Below are 16,652 nucleotides of genomic sequence, written 5' to 3'. Positions count from 1 at the left end.
GCATTCTCACAACTATTTATTAAATTTGGTGAAAGAATCCTTCAGGAAAATAGAGGATTTTGAGAGGCGTTAATTTTGGAATGACACAGTTCGCGTTACACTCCCCAAAATTGTTCATCACAAATAAGAATCCGATATCTTCTTGCAGGCTTTACCTACTTTAGAAGAACCGGAATCAAATCAGGGATAACAATCTGAAGTTTTGAGACAACTTTTTTATTTAGATTTTCACCACACATCATCATCCGGTTAATTAGTCAACACTTTTAACCACTACTTTCTGTTGTAAATAAAGCATACTTCGAACAAACAACACAGCAAGTCTATAAAAATAATACCCAAATTGATTCTTCATAAAGTAGGCTTTCGATTTTTTGTTCATAAATTTACCCCCACAAACATATTTCTACTATGGAATTAAACAGTAAAAAGCTAGAAAGAACCTCCAGGTTTATCTATTATACCATCTCATTTATACTTTGTATTTTTCTCATCCTGCTTTCCAATCGTATTATATCCGATTTAGATAGTGCCATAGTTTCTCCACAGGTAGAAGATTATGAAAACAAAGTCAAGATTAACCAATTACAGGCAAAATATGATGCCCTGGGTCTTGAAATAGAAGCGCTGAATAATAAGAACAGCACTATCCAAAAAACCATGGATACTGCCCGGGAGAATTACAATAACGAGAAACAATCTTTTGATAACTGGCTGGAAACCAGAAAAACATTGGGTTCGCCAGATAAAGATGCAGAAGTAATACAAAGAGCAAAAAAACTTGACGAATACTTCAATATAGAAAAAGCATGGCGCAATCAATACAACGAGGTACAGGAACAAGTAGACGCAAAACAAAAAATCCAGCAAGACTACTACAACAATCTGGATAAAGAAAGAACCGTTGCTTATGATAAATATTCAAAAGAATACGCCAGGTTCGAGTTAAAAGTATTCCTCATCAGACTTTTGTTTGTAGGCCCTATATTAGCGCTGGGTATATTTTTCTTCGTTAGATACAGGCGGCATAAATTCTGGCCTTTATTTTTCGGTTTCTCTTTGTTTTCTGTTTATGCTTTCTTCTTTGGACTGGTACCTTATCTGCCCAGCTATGGAGGTTATGTAAGATATGCAGTTGGTATTATCCTCTCTGCCGGACTGGGTTACTATGCTATCAAAAAAATCAGATCGTTTATTGAACAGAAACAAGCAGAATTAAAGACTTCTACCCAAGAAAGAGCAAAAAACGTACAAACCGAAGTAGCAGAAAAAGCATTAGAAAACCATTATTGCCCTTCGTGTGGAAAAGATTTTATCATTAAAAAATGGGAATTCCCTTTAAAAGGAAATGATCAGGATGCATATAAATTGGTCACCAATTTCTGCAGACATTGCGGATTAGAACTTTTCTCTAACTGTAACAACTGTGGCAATAAAAACTTCGCACACTTGCCATACTGCGCACTTTGTGGAGAAAAATCAACTTACATCAAAAATAAGCAACAGACAGGCTAACAGAAAAGCCCATAGTATATGAAAAATTTCGTGTTTTTATTTTGCGCCATCGCATGTGAATTAGTAGGCACAACCTTTTTAAAAAAATCCGAAGGTTTTTCCAAAGCAATACCTACACTAATCACAGTTATTGCTATGGTTTCCGCTTTTTATTTTCTGAGTTTAGCTATAAGAACGGTACCTGTGGGTATAGCTTATGCTATTTGGTCTGGAGTAGGAATAGTTTTTATCACAATAATTGGGGCCGTACTGTTTAAACAAACACCAGACACACCAGCAATTATTGGGCTTACCTTAATTGTATTAGGAGTTATTGTTATTAACGTTTTCTCAAAAGTAGCAGGACATTAATTTTTTAAGCACTATTAGGAGCCTCTTTAAAGCTCATCTAATAATTTCATTTGTATATGGTTTTACTAATATTTAGTTTCGCCAATTATTAACTTTAAAATTTATATAGCGTGATAGCCCATACTTTAATATAACTAACATCACAGCTACGTTAACCATAAAAAACCGTTAAGTCACAAATTTAAAATTTCAACAAAAAATAAATCAAATCACCTAATTGAGTATGAAAAAATTGTTTAATGGCAGGTTTGCATTGTTATTTTCTTTTATAACGACCTATTTAATAGCTTCATTTATCCTGCGTTTTGTACTGTACGTCTCATCGTTCAGCAATATGGATTTCTCCATTATTTCTTTCGTTAAGATATTTGGTCTCGGTTTATTTTTCGATTTAGGAACAGCTATTTTCTTCGTTTTAACCTATTCGGTTTACCTATTATTACTACCTTCAAAACTTACTGGAAGTATCTTAGATAAAATCGTATCCTTTTTCATCATTATATTACAACTTTGGATAGGCATTTTTGCTACTTTTTCCGAATTCACATTCTGGGACGAGTTTAAAACCAGGTTTAACTTTATCGCTGTAGATTATCTTATCTATACGTACGAAGTAGTAGAAAACATTAATCAAACCTATCCTATTCCCTTAATAGTAGCCTTTATTATAGCGCTTATTGTTGGTATCTTACTTACCTACAAAAAGTTTGGTGTATTCCAAAACACTTTCAGCACCAAAACACGCCTCAAGAATAGAGCAGCTTACATAGCACCTTTATTAATTGTTGCTTTTGTTTATATCAAATTTATAAAAAACAGTCAGGCCGAATGGAGCTCAAACCTTTACGAGAGTGAACTTAGTAAAAATGGAGTCTACTCTTTCTTTGCTGCTTTCAGATCCAACGAACTGGATTACAACACCTTTTACGCCACGCTGCCAGAACAAGAAGCTTATCAGGTAATTAAAAAAGAACTCATCCAACCAAATGAGCAATATACCAATGATATTGTAGACAATATCAGGAGAAAAGTAACCAGCGAAAACAATCTTAATAACCCCAACATCATCATGGTTACTATAGAAAGTTTTAGTGCCGATTTTTTAGAAAGATTTGGAAACAAAGAACAAATTACTCCTTTTTACGATAGTCTGGCTAATCATAGCATATTTTTCACCAATATGTTTGCAACAGGAACCCGTACCGTACGCGGCATGGAAGCTTTAACCTTGTGCGTACCACCTACACCCGGAAACAGTATTGTTAGACGTCCGGATAACGACAACATATTTTCTATAGCATCTGTTTTAAAACAACGGAACTACGATCTTAAATTTATCTATGGCGGAGATGGTTATTTTGATAATATGAATAATTTCTTTGGCGGACAAGGTTTTGATATTGTAGATCGCTATCGCGGAAACCCTCTATCAGATAACATCAAAACTACCCGTTATGCCATCGAAGACCAGGACGTTTCTTACGAAAATGCCTGGGGAATCTGCGATGAAGATATCTACAAACAATCGTTAAAATATGCAGATATTCAGGCCAAAAACAACAAGCCGTTTTTTCAGTTTATCATGACAACTTCCAATCACAAACCCTATACTTTTCCAGAAAACAGAATAGATTTAGCACCTGGAAATAGGGAAAGTGCCGTAAAATATACAGATTATGCTTTAAAACAGTTTATCAATACCGCAAGAAGTAAAGAATGGTTTACAAATACTATTTTCATTATCGTAGCCGACCATTGTGCCAGCAGCGCCGGAAAATGGGAAATCAACATAGACAAACATCATATACCAGCCATTGTCTATAATTTTAACAATGAAGCCAAAGAAGTTAACAAGCTTGTTTCGCAGATAGATTTAATGCCTACTGTTTTTGGATTATTGAAGTGGGATTATGAAACCGAATTCTACGGAAAAGATATTTTCAAAATGCAACCTAACGAAGAAAGAGCCGTAATTGGAAACTATCGCACTTTGGGATTATTAAAAAACAACGTATTTACTGAAATCAACGACCGAAAAAAGATTATGCAGTACAAATACGAAAATGATACAATGTCTGAAACCCAGGAACGCAACAGCGATCTCGAGAAGCTAACCCTATCTTATTATCAGACCGCAAGCGAGCGTTTTAAAAACGGAAAAATGAAACAAAAGTAACAACTAATATATATGTAAATATGACGGTCGGGATAAGCGAGCGTCATATTTATATATAGCCTTCATCAATCCCCTCTTCAGGTGTTGTAAATTAGCTATCCAGCCTATATTGAAGCTTATCCACACTCTGCTTATAAGGGACTTAACTTATTCTCAACAAACTATGAGAATATTAAGCCAAAAATTCTATCTTTGCACCTTTCAAAATTCACACAAATGAATCATCCTGTAAAGATTAAAAACGCTTTAATTTCAGTCTTTTACAAAGACAATCTAGAACCACTTATACTACAATTACAAAAGTTAGGAGTAAACATTTACTCTACAGGTGGTACAGAAACCTTTATTAAAAACTTAGGAGTTGATGTAATTCCGGTTGAAGATTTAACCTCTTACCCGTCTATTTTAGGAGGAAGAGTAAAAACTTTACACCCAAAAGTTTTTGGTGGAATTCTTAACAGGAGAGATCATGCAGGTGATAAAGAGCAAATTGCCCAATACGAAATCCCTGAAATAGATTTAGTAATTGTTGACCTTTACCCTTTTGAAGAAACAGTTAAATCTGGTGCCGAAGAGCAAGCTATCATAGAAAAAATTGATATCGGTGGCATTTCCTTAATCAGAGCAGCAGCAAAAAACCATAACGATGTGGTTATTATTGCATCTAAAGATGATTACTCTACTTTAAACAATATTTTAGAAGAGCAAAACGGATCTACATCTTTAGAGCAACGCAGAGCTTTTGCGAGAAATGCCTTCAATGTTTCCTCTCATTACGATACCGCTATTTTCAACTGGTTCAATCAGGGAGATGATACGTTAAACGTATTTAAACAAAGCGAACAAAAATCATCAGTATTACGTTACGGAGAAAACCCTCACCAAAAAGGTTTCTTCTATGGTGATTTAGACGCAATGTTCGATAAATTAAACGGAAAAGAGCTTTCTTACAATAACCTGGTTGATGTTGATGCAGCAGTTGCATTAATTGACGAGTTTACAGAGCCTACTTTTGCTATCTTAAAACACACCAATGCTTGTGGTGTTGCCAGCAGACCTAATTTATTAGATGCATGGAATGATGCATTGGCTTGTGATCCTGTTTCTGCTTTTGGTGGTGTAATTATTTGTAATGGTGAAGTAGATGAAGCTACAGCTACCGAAATTAACAAATTGTTTTTTGAAGTTTTAATCGCTCCATCTTATACTAAAGAGGCAGAAGCTGTAATTACGACCAAGAAAAACAGAATCATCCTGAGAAGAAAAGATATTGAACTTCCTAAAAGATTATTCAAAACTTTATTAAATGGTGTAATAGAACAAGATAAAGACAATACTTGTGAAGGTCCCGATCAAATGACCACTGTTACCACCAAGCAACCTAACGCACAAGAATTAAAAGATTTATTTTTTGCCAATAAAGTTGTTAAACATACCAAATCAAACACTATCGTTTTTGCTAAAAACGACACTTTAATTGCCAGCGGCGTTGGACAAACTTCAAGAGTAGATGCCCTAAAACAAGCAGTTATTAAAGCAGAATCTTTTGGCTTTGATTTAAAAGGAGCAGTAATGGCATCTGATGCTTTCTTCCCTTTCCCTGATTGTGTTGAATTGGCAGCAGAAGCTGGCATTACAGCAGTTTTACAACCAGGTGGCTCTATTAAAGATCAGGATTCTATTGATAAAGCAAACGAAACCGGTTTAGCTATGGTTACAACTGGTGTAAGACACTTTAAACATTAGAAATATTTCATCAATTAATTGATGGACAAAAACCGTCTGGAAGTATCCAGACGGTTTTTTTATTTTAACTACCTGACTTTAAACCCATAAATTAAAGCTTCTATTTACGGCTTTAATTTATTTGTTATTAAAAATCATTGTAACAGGCACCTTGGAATTGAACTTGCTTCTACATTGCGGGCTCATCTGTAAACCGGAAATCCTCTATTTCCTGAGACCAACATCGTAATAACTATACTATTCCTTCGTCGTTCCACCTGCGTTTTCTCTACATTTCACCTTCGTGACGTAAGAGAAACGTAAGCCAAACGTAGGAGAAACGTAAGCCAGACGTAAGAGAATCGTAGGAGAAACGTAAGACTTGCAAAGGTCCTGGTAAGGAGAAGTGTAAGAGAATCGAAGGATAAACGAAAGAAGAACGCAGGAGAAGCATCTGAAGTAAAGACACCAAAAACATATAAAACGGTTTATTTGATACTTTCTACCTTGAATTCATGTTATTTAACTATTTTTCACTTAAAACAAAACAAAATAGCTTTAACGAATCAAAAAAGACACTTTATTCTTTAAAAATAAATGATTAATTTAATTTTTTAATCTAAACTGATCTATTAAGGATAATTTTAAGCTCGTATTATTATCATGTATTATTACAATAATAAGTAAAAAGAACCACAGAGAATGGTAAAAATAATATGAAACGAAAAAGCCCCTGTTAAGTACAAGGGCAAAAACTAATTGAGGCAAGCCTCACTACGGAATAAAATCCTTATTGTGAATTGCTTCGATACAAATGTATAAAAGAATATGGATACAAAAAAAGTTTTAGGATTAGATATTGGTACAAATTCGATAGGTGCCGCTTTAATAAGTACTCCGAAAGAATATGAAAATTATGGCGAGAACGGAAATATAGAATGGATAGGAAGTAGGATTATTCCTCTTGATGGTGATTATCTGCAAAAGTTTGAAAGCGGTGCACAAGCTGAAACAAAAGCTGCATTCAGAAGAGGAAAACGTGGTTCAAGGAGATTGAAGCACAGATACAAACTTCGTAGAAAACGATTGATACAAGTTCTCAAAGAATTGAAATGGATTGATGAAAATTTTCCGCTTGACGACTCTCGCAAGTTTAAACAAGATATAAATGAAAGTGGTTACTCGCTAAAAATAAGTGATTATTTACCCTTTTCAGAAGAAACCATTGCTGAATTTGAAAAAGAGCTTGGAATTGAAAACCAAAAGAGCAAGAAAGGAAAAAGCATAGTTCCCGAAGATTGGATTGTTTATTTCTTACGAAAAAAAGCACTCACACAAAAAATTGAAATACCTGAATTAGTACGTATTCTATATGTGTTCAATCAACGTAGAGGGTTTAAAAGTAGCAGAAAAGATTTAAAGGATACCAATGTTTTGCCTTATGATGAATTTATAAAAAGGAAAGAGCAAAACGAGGTTTCCGAAAACGGTATTGAAACACAGTTTGTAGCTATTACAAAAATAAAGACGGTAACATTTAAGGAAGAAAAGAAAGATAAAAAAGGGAATGTTGTCGGCACTGTTTATATTATTGAAGCTGAAGACCCAAGAATGGAAACCTGGGAAGAAACCCGCAAGAAAGAACCTGATTGGGCAAAAGAAACGAATGAAAAAGGTGAAAAGATTGATAAAAAAGAATTTACGTTTTTAGTCGTTCAGAAAATTGATAAAAACGGTAAATCTACACAGTTAAAACCTCAAATGCCCAAAGCTGATGATTGGGCTTTATGTACAACGGCTTTAAGCGAAAAAATAGAAGAAAATAAACAACATCCAGGCGAATATTTTTATGATGAATTAAAAAAGGCATACAAAGCCAATCGGAGTTATAAAATCCGTCAATATCCTGTTTACAGGTGGCGTTATCAAAAGGAATTGGAGGCAATTTGGAATAAGCAATGTGAGTTTAATGAGGATTTAAAACGACTTAATACGGACAAAAATATTTTGACTAAACTTGCAGAAATCCTTTATCCTACACAGGCAAAAAACAATATGCCTAAGTTGGCGGAATTTCAGGGCAAAGATTTGTTACACATCATCAGTAACGATATTATCTACTATCAACGTGAATTAAAATCCCAAAGAAATTCTATTAGTGAATGCCGTTACGAAAAACGAAAGGGAATTGACAATGAGTTCTACGGTTTAAAATGTATTCCCCGTTCTTCGCCTTTTTTTCAGGAGTTTAGAATATGGCAAGATATTCATAACATCAAAATACTTAAAAGAGAAGAAAAAGTTGACGGTAAAACTAAGTTGGATATAGATGTTACGGTTTTGTATGTGGACGAAGATATAAAAGAAAAACTGTTTGACTTATTTCAATCAAAACCAACGATTTCAGAAAAGGAAATATTGAATTTAATAAAAGAAAACAATGAAAAAAGCGATATTGTAATTTCTGATAAAAAGGACGGTGAACATTCGCACCGTATAAATCTGTTTGCCAATAGGGAAAGTTTAAAAGGAAATGAAACATTGGTGCGTTATCGTTCTGTTTTCAAGAAAGCGAGTTTCGACGGTGAAGACATTTTGAGCGACAAAGGAACATTGCAAAAATTGTGGCATATTGATTATTCCATTACTTCGTCAGATGAAGAAAAATCCAAAAAAGGAATAACCACGGCACTCACAAATCTCTTACCCGAAAATCCGAATAAAACTCAAGTAATTGAAGCATTTTGCAAACTGTCGGAATTAAAAAATGAATATGGTTCATATTCCGCTTGTGCCATTAAAAAACTGTTGCCTGTAATGCGTTGCGGAAAGCATTGGAATGAACAAGATATTTCTGAACAAACTACAAAAAGAGCAACTAAAATTAAAGAGCGTTTAGAGAGCGTTAATAACAGTATTAAACGGTTGAATGAAATAGCTGATGATGATGTGCAAAAGCAAGTCCTGAAAAGTTTTATCGGCAAAGATGATTTGACAAAAGGATTGAATACCTACCAAGCAGGATATTTGATTTACGATAAACATTCCGAAAAAGACAAAACACCAATTCACACTGTTGAGGAATTAAGTAAATACATACAAAAAGAAATTCCGAATAACAGTTTGAGAAACCCTGTTGTAGAACAAATTGTGCGGGAAACGATGTTTTTGGTACGTGATGTATGGAGTAAATATGGTGATATTGATGAGATACATATTGAGTTGGGGAGAGATTTGAAAAATAATGCTGTCGAACGCAAAAAGATTTCAGAAAATCAAAAAGGCAATTTCGATGAGAAGCAAAGAATTAAAAAATTGCTTTATGAATTGATGAATGACGGCATCGAACAATACAATGATGATGATGAGGTTGAACAAGTTAATTTTGAGGTCAATCCAAACCCTGAAAGTCCTATTGATATTGATAAATTCAGGATTTGGCGTAATCTTACCAACAAGTCAGAGATTGATTGGGCAAAAAAAGTAAAGGACGAAAAAATACCAACAGAACAGGAAATTAAAAAATATGCACTTTGGTTAAGTCAAAATTGCCGTTCGCCTTATACAGGGAAAATAATTCCGTTAAGCAAACTGTTTGATAAAGCACAATATGAAATTGAACATATAATTCCTCGTAAAAAAATGAAAAATGACAGCTTCAACAACTTAGTTATTGCCGAAGCTGCCATCAATCCTAAACCATACAAAGGTGAGTTACTCGCAAGAAATTTCATTGCTCAATATGGAGGAAAAGAGGGAAGAGAATACGAAATAAGTGGAAAGAAGTATTTCATTCTGGGAGAGGAATTATACGAAACCTATTGCAAGGAAACTTTTAAGTTTCAAAAAGGAAAACTTAAAAACCTGTTGGCAACCGAAGTTCCCGACGATTTTATCGAACGGCAATTAAATGATACTCGCTATATTGGTCGTAAGCTTTCTGAATTGCTTGCACCTGTTGCCAAAAACGAGAACGGTGTTATTTTCACAGGCGGTGCTATAACATCTGAACTTAAAAATAATTGGGGGTTAAATAAAGTTTGGAAAGAAATAATCCTTCCACGTTTTGAAAGGCTGGAAGAAATAACAGGTAAGAAAGGCGAATATGTTTTACACGACAAAGATGAACACGGCAATCCTGTTATTCATCTGAACGTAAAAGAAAATCCCAAGTTGAACACTAAGCGTATTGACCATCGCCATCACGCATTAGATGCACTGATTATTGCAACTACTACAAGAGAACATATCCGTTACCTAAATACATTGAACGCAGCCGATACCGAAGAAGAAATAAAGAAAATCAAACAATCCTTAGTAAAAGGAAAAGTGAGGGATTTTAAGAAACCTTGGGAAAACTTTACTAAAGATGCGAAAGATAAGTTAGAAGAATTGGTAGTGAGTTTCAAAACCAATAACAAAATTATTTCTCAGCCTAAAAACAGAACTGCTTATTACAAAACAGAAAACGGAAAAATCAAAAAAGAGTTTAAAGAGCAAAAGGCAAATCCGAAATGGATGTCAGTTCGTCGATCAATGTTTAAAGAACCCCAGGGAATTATCTATTTGAAAGAAGTTTATGAGGAAAAGAACATTGCTAAAGCAATTGAAATTCAAATAGACCGAATGTTGGTGCAGAATACTCCTGAAATGAAAATCGCACCTTATGTTTATGACCAAGAGGCAAGAAAAATCATTAGAGATTTGATTGATAGAATTGGTATTTTTATACTGGATAAAGAAACTCTTTTAAAGGAGCTTAAAAAACATTTAAAGAAAAACCCTTTGAAGAATTTTATAGGAGAGGAATATAAGTGTATTCAAGTGGCAAAATTTGAAGAATATGCCGCAAAAAGAGTAACACTTGATGATAGTTTTGACAAGAAGAAAATTGACAAAATTCCTTATGCCAAAAATGGAAAATCAATTTTAGGAAAATTATTACACGAGCATTTAAGGGAGTATGAAGAGTTTACTGAACAAGTAAAAGCAATAGAAGAAAAGCAAAAGGGATTAAAGAAACAAAATCCAAACTCGTCAGACGAAGAAATAAAGCAGATGCTTTCTGATGAAGAAAGGAATACTTTGGATAACCGAATCCCTGAACCGTTTAAAGGCGAAGGACTTGAAAATCTTGCAAAAAAAGCAGGAAAGCCAATTACCAAAGTTACGATTTATGAGAAAAAAGATAGTTCAAGTAAATTCGGTAAGCAATATGTAGAAATAGACGCAGGTAGTAACGTTTACTTCGTAATGTACGAAAATCAGCAAACCAAGGAACGTACAGATTTTAGATCTGTTGCTACACATAAAGCCATTGAGAAAATTATAAAAGGCGAACCTGTTGCAGAGGAGAAAGACGGATTTGATAAGATTGTTTTATTACCGGGAGATTTGGTTTATGTACCTACAAATGAAGAACGAGAAGGAATAAAAGAAATTGATTGGCAAGATAAAAGACAATTAAACCAACGAACCTATAAGGTTGGTAGATTTTCTAAAAAGCAGTGTTATTTTTTGAAAGCAAGTGTGTCGGATTTAATAATTTCATACGATGCGAAACTAGGATTCGGGGAATTTGGCAGTACAAACTATCAAGAGTTTGATGATGAAAAAAATAAGATCGCGGAAGTTTGCATCAAACTAAAAGTGGATAGATTGGGCAATATTTCAAAAGCGTAAATAATGAACGAAATCATCATCTACCAAACTTCCGACAACCAAACTCAAATAGATGTAAAATTTGAGAATGAAACGGCGTGGCTCACACAAGCGCAATTGGTCGAACTTTATCAAACCAGCAAAGCCAATGTTAGTGAGCACATTAAATACATATTTGAAGAGGGAGAATTGAACAGAGAAGCAGTTGTTCGGAAATTCCAAACAACTTGCTTCAGACGGCAAAAATCACAATTTAGAGCATTATAATCTGGATATGATTATTTCGCTTGGTTACCGCATAAAAAATTTATACCATTTTCCAAAATTCAATTAGAATGGCTGGAAGAGGAATTGCAGGAAGCACTTTCTGCTGAGGACTACAAATGGGCAGAAAATATCAAAAAAGAAATCAAACGGATTAAAGATAAAGAAGGTTAGTGAGATAATATCCATAGTCTACCGTGTAGACAGACAACACCTGAAAAAATACAGAAAGAGGAAACAAACTACTGGATAGAGTTATTTAGAGTGAATATAACTTTCAAAGCAGAAATTAATCATAAAAACATATACCATCCAAAAATAACTTTTGTATTTAAAGTTAAATAACATATATTTATCTTATCAACAAGTCGTTTACTATCAAATGATTAGATATGATAAAACGGACACTCTACTTTAGCAATCCTGCTTATCTGAGCTTAAAAGACAAACAGCTCAATATAGATCTACCCCATCTGAAAGTATTAGGAAAACAGGAGTCTAAAAAATCGGTGCCTATAGAAGATGTTGGCGTCATCATTCTGGACAATCAACAAATTACCATTACACATGGTTGTATAGCTGCATTGCTAGAAAACAATGCCGCTATTATCACCTGTAACCACACTCATCATCCTACAGGAATGATACTGCCTTTAGATGGACATGATACACAAAGTGAACGCTTTCGTCATCAGGTAGACGCTTCGCAGCCTTTAAAAAAACAATTATGGCAACAGACTGTACAAGCTAAAATACTCAATCAGGCTGCCATATTATTCGAGAGAGGTATTCCCTGCGATAATATGGTGTATTGGGCAAGGTCTGTCCGTTCAGGTGATCCGGATAATTATGAGGGCAGAGCTGCCGCTTATTACTGGAAAAATGTATTCCCAGAAAAAATCAAGTTTTTCAGGGGCAGAGCGGGTGATCCCCCAAACAACTTACTCAATTATGGCTATGCCATTTTAAGGGCAATTGTTGCTCGTGGACTGGTTTCTTCTGGCTTAATGCCTACCTTAGGTATCCATCATCGCAATAAATACAATGCATATTGTCTGGCAGACGATATTATGGAACCTTACCGTCCTTATGTCGACAAAATTGTTTTAGGGATAATAGATCGCGGAGAGAATTTTTTGGAATTGGGACAAAATATAAAATCGCAGCTATTAGCGATAGCTTCTGTCGATGTGCAATTTGAACGCGGTACCAGTCCATTGATGGTGGGCTTACAATACACTACGGCATCTTTAGCTCGATGTTATGAAGGCACTGTTAGAAAAATCAATTATCCTGTATTAAAAAATTTTGATAGCAAACGAGTCGCCATTTACAAGACTCCGGAAAATAGCAGTTTAGCGGCAGAAAAGGCTCCGACCTACAGGAAAAGTAATCAAGATGAAGGGGAATTACCTTTTTAATCCATGCGTTTAAATGAATATCGTATTTTGTGGGTATTAGTATTTTTTGACCTTCCAACAGAAACCAAAAAGGACAGGCATATTTACGCTAAATTTCGTAAGGATCTTTTACGGGATGGCTTTAGTATGTTCCAATTTTCCATTTATCTGAGGCATTGCAGTAGCCGAGAGAATGCAGATGTGCATATTAAACGCGTAAAGAAACTGCTTCCACCCAAAGGACATGTAGGGATTATGACCATTACCGATAAGCAATTTGGTATGATGGAACTCTATTATGGAAAAGAAGAAAAAGACCTTCCTAACACGCCTCAACAATTGGAATTATTTTAAGTTTGACATGCAGATGACATTAATCTTGTTTGACTATGCTCATTACCCACAATTTTCTGTGAAATAGAAAACGAAAAACATATTAAAACAAAAAGTCGATGCTTTATAACATCGACTTTTTTTAATTCTGATTTCGGAACTAAAACACTGATATTCAAAACTTTAAAACAAGATATGTTGTTCTAAATATCAGTATTTCAAAGAATGAAAGCAATTCACAACGAAACACTTCTGCATCAGTTCCAATAGTAAGTTGTTCTAAATATCAGTATTTCAAAGAATGAAAGCAATTCACAACGACTTGAGCAAATGCTGATAGAGTCCCTTGGTTGTTCTAAATATCAGTATTTCAAAGAATGAAAGCAATTCACAACTCAGAATAGTTTTGTTTGTCCGTTTCTCCGGTTGTTCTAAATATCAGTATTTCAAAGAATGAAAGCAATTCACAACATAGTAAAGAAAGAAATTATATGTATTTAGGTTGTTCTAAATATCAGTATTTCAAAGAATGAAAGCAATTCACAACTTTAATTGGTAACTGTATTACTACCATGTAGTTGTTCTAAATATCAGTATTTCAAAGAATGAAAGCAATTCACAACACGTAGTTGCAGTACCTGTGTTGATATATAGTTGTTCTAAATATCAGTATTTCAAAGAATGAAAGCAATTCACAACAAGAGATGGGTTTTTTTCCCAAAGCAGGATGTTGTTCTAAATATCAGTATTTCAAAGAATGAAAGCAATTCACAACTTATTTAAATCTTCTATAATCATGTCTCTTGTTGTTCTAAATATCAGTATTTCAAAGAATGAAAGCAATTCACAACTATAGACTTCCAATAACCTCCAAAGTCATGGTTGTTCTAAATATCAGTATTTCAAAGAATGAAAGCAATTCACAACAGATGTAGCTGTTTCTGCTACAGATTTACGTTGTTCTAAATATCAGTATTTCAAAGAATGAAAGCAATTCACAACAAAGTTTAATGAAACTCCATTAGCTATAAAGTTGTTCTAAATATCAGTATTTCAAAGAATGAAAGCAATTCACAACAAAAGAGGACATAGAAAATATTTTTAGAAGTTGTTCTAAATATCAGTATTTCAAAGAATGAAAGCAATTCACAACCATTTACATATTTATCCAAATCATAGAAAGGTTGTTCTAAATATCAGTATTTCAAAGAATGAAAGCAATTCACAACCATAAACCACCTGTATGGGCTAAATATATGGTTGTTCTAAATATCAGTATTTCAAAGAATGAAAGCAATTCACAACTTTCTTCGTCATGTCTCTAACCCACGTCCCGTTGTTCTAAATATCAGTATTTCAAAGAATGAAAGCAATTCACAACATGACTTGGTGTTTGTAATGGAAGACAATGTTGTTCTAAATATCAGTATTTCAAAGAATGAAAGCAATTCACAACGTTTTATCCGTCATGTCTCTAACCCACGTCGTTGTTCTAAATATCAGTATTTCAAAGAATGAAAGCAATTCACAACCTTTATCTCAAGTTCATTTAGTTTCTTCTGGTTGTTCTAAATATCAGTATTTCAAAGAATGAAAGCAATTCACAACTAAAGAGAGGGGGTATCCGGCAGAAGCGCAGTTGTTCTAAATATCAGTATTTCAAAGAATGAAAGCAATTCACAACGCTAGAATTCTTTTATCTCCAAAAACACCAGTTGTTCTAAATATCAGTATTTCAAAGAATGAAAGCAATTCACAACTATAAATTCTTATAAAGATATATCAGAAGAGTTGTTCTAAATATCAGTATTTCAAAGAATGAAAGCAATTCACAACCTGTTTCGTTCATACACACCATCTCCTTCTGTTGTTCTAAATATCAGTATTTCAAAGAATGAAAGCAATTCACAACCAATCTCTTGATTTCTGTTTTCTACATTCTGTTGTTCTAAATATCAGTATTTCAAAGAATGAAAGCAATTCACAACAGGATGGGAGTACAACGGAAATATAGTACCGTTGTTCTAAATATCAGTATTTCAAAGAATGAAAGCAATTCACAACTATTATTTTTTCTTCTATCACTACTGTTTTGTTGTTCTAAATATCAGTATTTCAAAGAATGAAAGCAATTCACAACATCTTCTTTCCGCTACCTAAGCGGTCTCCTGTTGTTCTAAATATCAGTATTTCAAAGAATGAAAGCAATTCACAACCTGTAATAGTCTAGTGTTTTGTAATACTCTGTTGTTCTAAATATCAGTATTTCAAAGAATGAAAGCAATTCACAACTCAGAATAGTTTTGTTTGTCCGTTTCTCCTGTTGTTCTAAATATCAGTATTTCAAAGAATGAAAGCAATTCACAACCATCACTCCCCTTCCTGCTAGAGTTCCTAAGTTGTTCTAAATATCAGTATTTCAAAGAATGAAAGCAATTCACAACTGGTTCCCACCAGTACCAGCCCCAGCATGTGTTGTTCTAAATATCAGTATTTCAAAGAATGAAAGCAATTCACAACATACCCAAATGGATCTATCGTGATATCCCTGTTGTTCTAAATATCAGTATTTCAAAGAATGAAAGCAATTCACAACCGCTGTTGTTCCATTCATATCTTCTATCTAGTTGTTCTAAATATCAGTATTTCAAAGAATGAAAGCAATTCACAACAGTCGCGCGCTATTAACAACAGCCCCAAATGTTGTTCTAAATATCAGTATTTCAAAGAATGAAAGCAATTCACAACTAGTTCATCTATGCGAATGGTGTTTTTAAAGTTGTTCTAAATATCAGTATTTCAAAGAATGAAAGCAATTCACAACAGCGGACGAAAGATTAAAGGGAGTGCCTGAGTTGTTCTAAATATCAGTATTTCAAAGAATGAAAGCAATTCACAACGACTAACTCAAAACACTGTTGACAAGCTTTGTTGTTCTAAATATCAGTATTTCAAAGAATGAAAGCAATTCACAACTCCTCCTCTGCTTTTGTTTTGTCTGCTTGTGTTGTTCTAAATATCAGTATTTCAAAGAATGAAAGCAATTCACAACCAATTCAGTTAATTCCTGTTGCATCCTGATGTTGTTCTAAATATCAGTATTTCAAAGAATGAAAGCAATTCACAACAACTATGAGAGATTACACTTATTTAGTAATGTTGTTCTAAATATCAGTATTTCAAAGAATGAAAGCAATTCACAACTAATTATGCGAGAAGTAAAAGAA

At 34.0% G+C, this 16,652-nt stretch carries 8 protein-coding genes and 1 CRISPR repeat array (1 of these 9 cut by a window edge); all 8 genes read left to right on the top strand.

From position 1 onward, the window contains the following. Positions 1–411 precede the first annotated feature (411 nt). Positions 412–1,515, top strand: coding sequence for a hypothetical protein (locus tag ACFSAH_RS06330; protein ID WP_379661868.1), 1,104 nt, complete (start codon positions 412–414; stop codon positions 1,513–1,515). A gap of 18 nt (positions 1,516–1,533) precedes the next feature. Then, positions 1,534–1,866, top strand: coding sequence for a DMT family transporter (locus ACFSAH_RS06325; protein ID WP_379661867.1), 333 nt, complete (start codon positions 1,534–1,536; stop codon positions 1,864–1,866). Positions 1,867–2,089: 223 nt separating this feature from the next. Next, complete coding sequence (locus tag ACFSAH_RS06320; RefSeq protein WP_379661866.1) at positions 2,090–4,042, top strand: LTA synthase family protein; 1,953 nt, start codon at positions 2,090–2,092, stop codon at positions 4,040–4,042. A 216-nt stretch (positions 4,043–4,258) separates the two neighbouring features. Then, positions 4,259–5,788, top strand: a complete 1,530-nt coding sequence (purH, locus tag ACFSAH_RS06315; RefSeq protein ID WP_379661865.1) for a bifunctional phosphoribosylaminoimidazolecarboxamide formyltransferase/IMP cyclohydrolase — start codon at positions 4,259–4,261, stop codon at positions 5,786–5,788. An 807-nt stretch (positions 5,789–6,595) separates the two neighbouring features. Then, positions 6,596–11,449, top strand: coding sequence for a type II CRISPR RNA-guided endonuclease Cas9 (cas9, locus tag ACFSAH_RS06310; RefSeq protein ID WP_379661864.1), 4,854 nt, complete (start codon positions 6,596–6,598; stop codon positions 11,447–11,449). Positions 11,450–11,452: 3 nt separating this feature from the next. Further along, the gene (locus tag ACFSAH_RS06305) at positions 11,453–11,695 is read left to right on the top strand and encodes a hypothetical protein (RefSeq protein WP_379661863.1); all 243 of its coding nucleotides are present in this window, start codon (positions 11,453–11,455) and stop codon (positions 11,693–11,695) included. A gap of 389 nt (positions 11,696–12,084) precedes the next feature. Continuing rightward, positions 12,085–13,113, top strand: a complete 1,029-nt coding sequence (cas1, locus tag ACFSAH_RS06300) for a type II CRISPR-associated endonuclease Cas1 (RefSeq protein WP_379661862.1) — start codon at positions 12,085–12,087, stop codon at positions 13,111–13,113. A gap of 3 nt (positions 13,114–13,116) precedes the next feature. Further along, on the top strand, positions 13,117–13,446 hold the full coding sequence (gene cas2, locus ACFSAH_RS06295) for a CRISPR-associated endonuclease Cas2 (protein ID WP_379661861.1): 330 nt from the start codon (positions 13,117–13,119) through the stop codon (positions 13,444–13,446). A gap of 176 nt (positions 13,447–13,622) precedes the next feature. Next, positions 13,623–16,652: direct repeats of the CRISPR family, unit length 46 nt; unit sequence GTTGTTCTAAATATCAGTATTTCAAAGAATGAAAGCAATTCACAAC (it continues 889 nt past the right edge of the window).

The organism is Pseudopedobacter beijingensis, from assembly GCF_042678145.1.
Lineage (GTDB): Bacteria > Bacteroidota > Bacteroidia > Sphingobacteriales > Sphingobacteriaceae > Pseudopedobacter > Pseudopedobacter beijingensis.
Note: the sequence above shows the minus strand (reverse complement) of the source record. Positions and strands in the feature narration are given on the sequence as shown.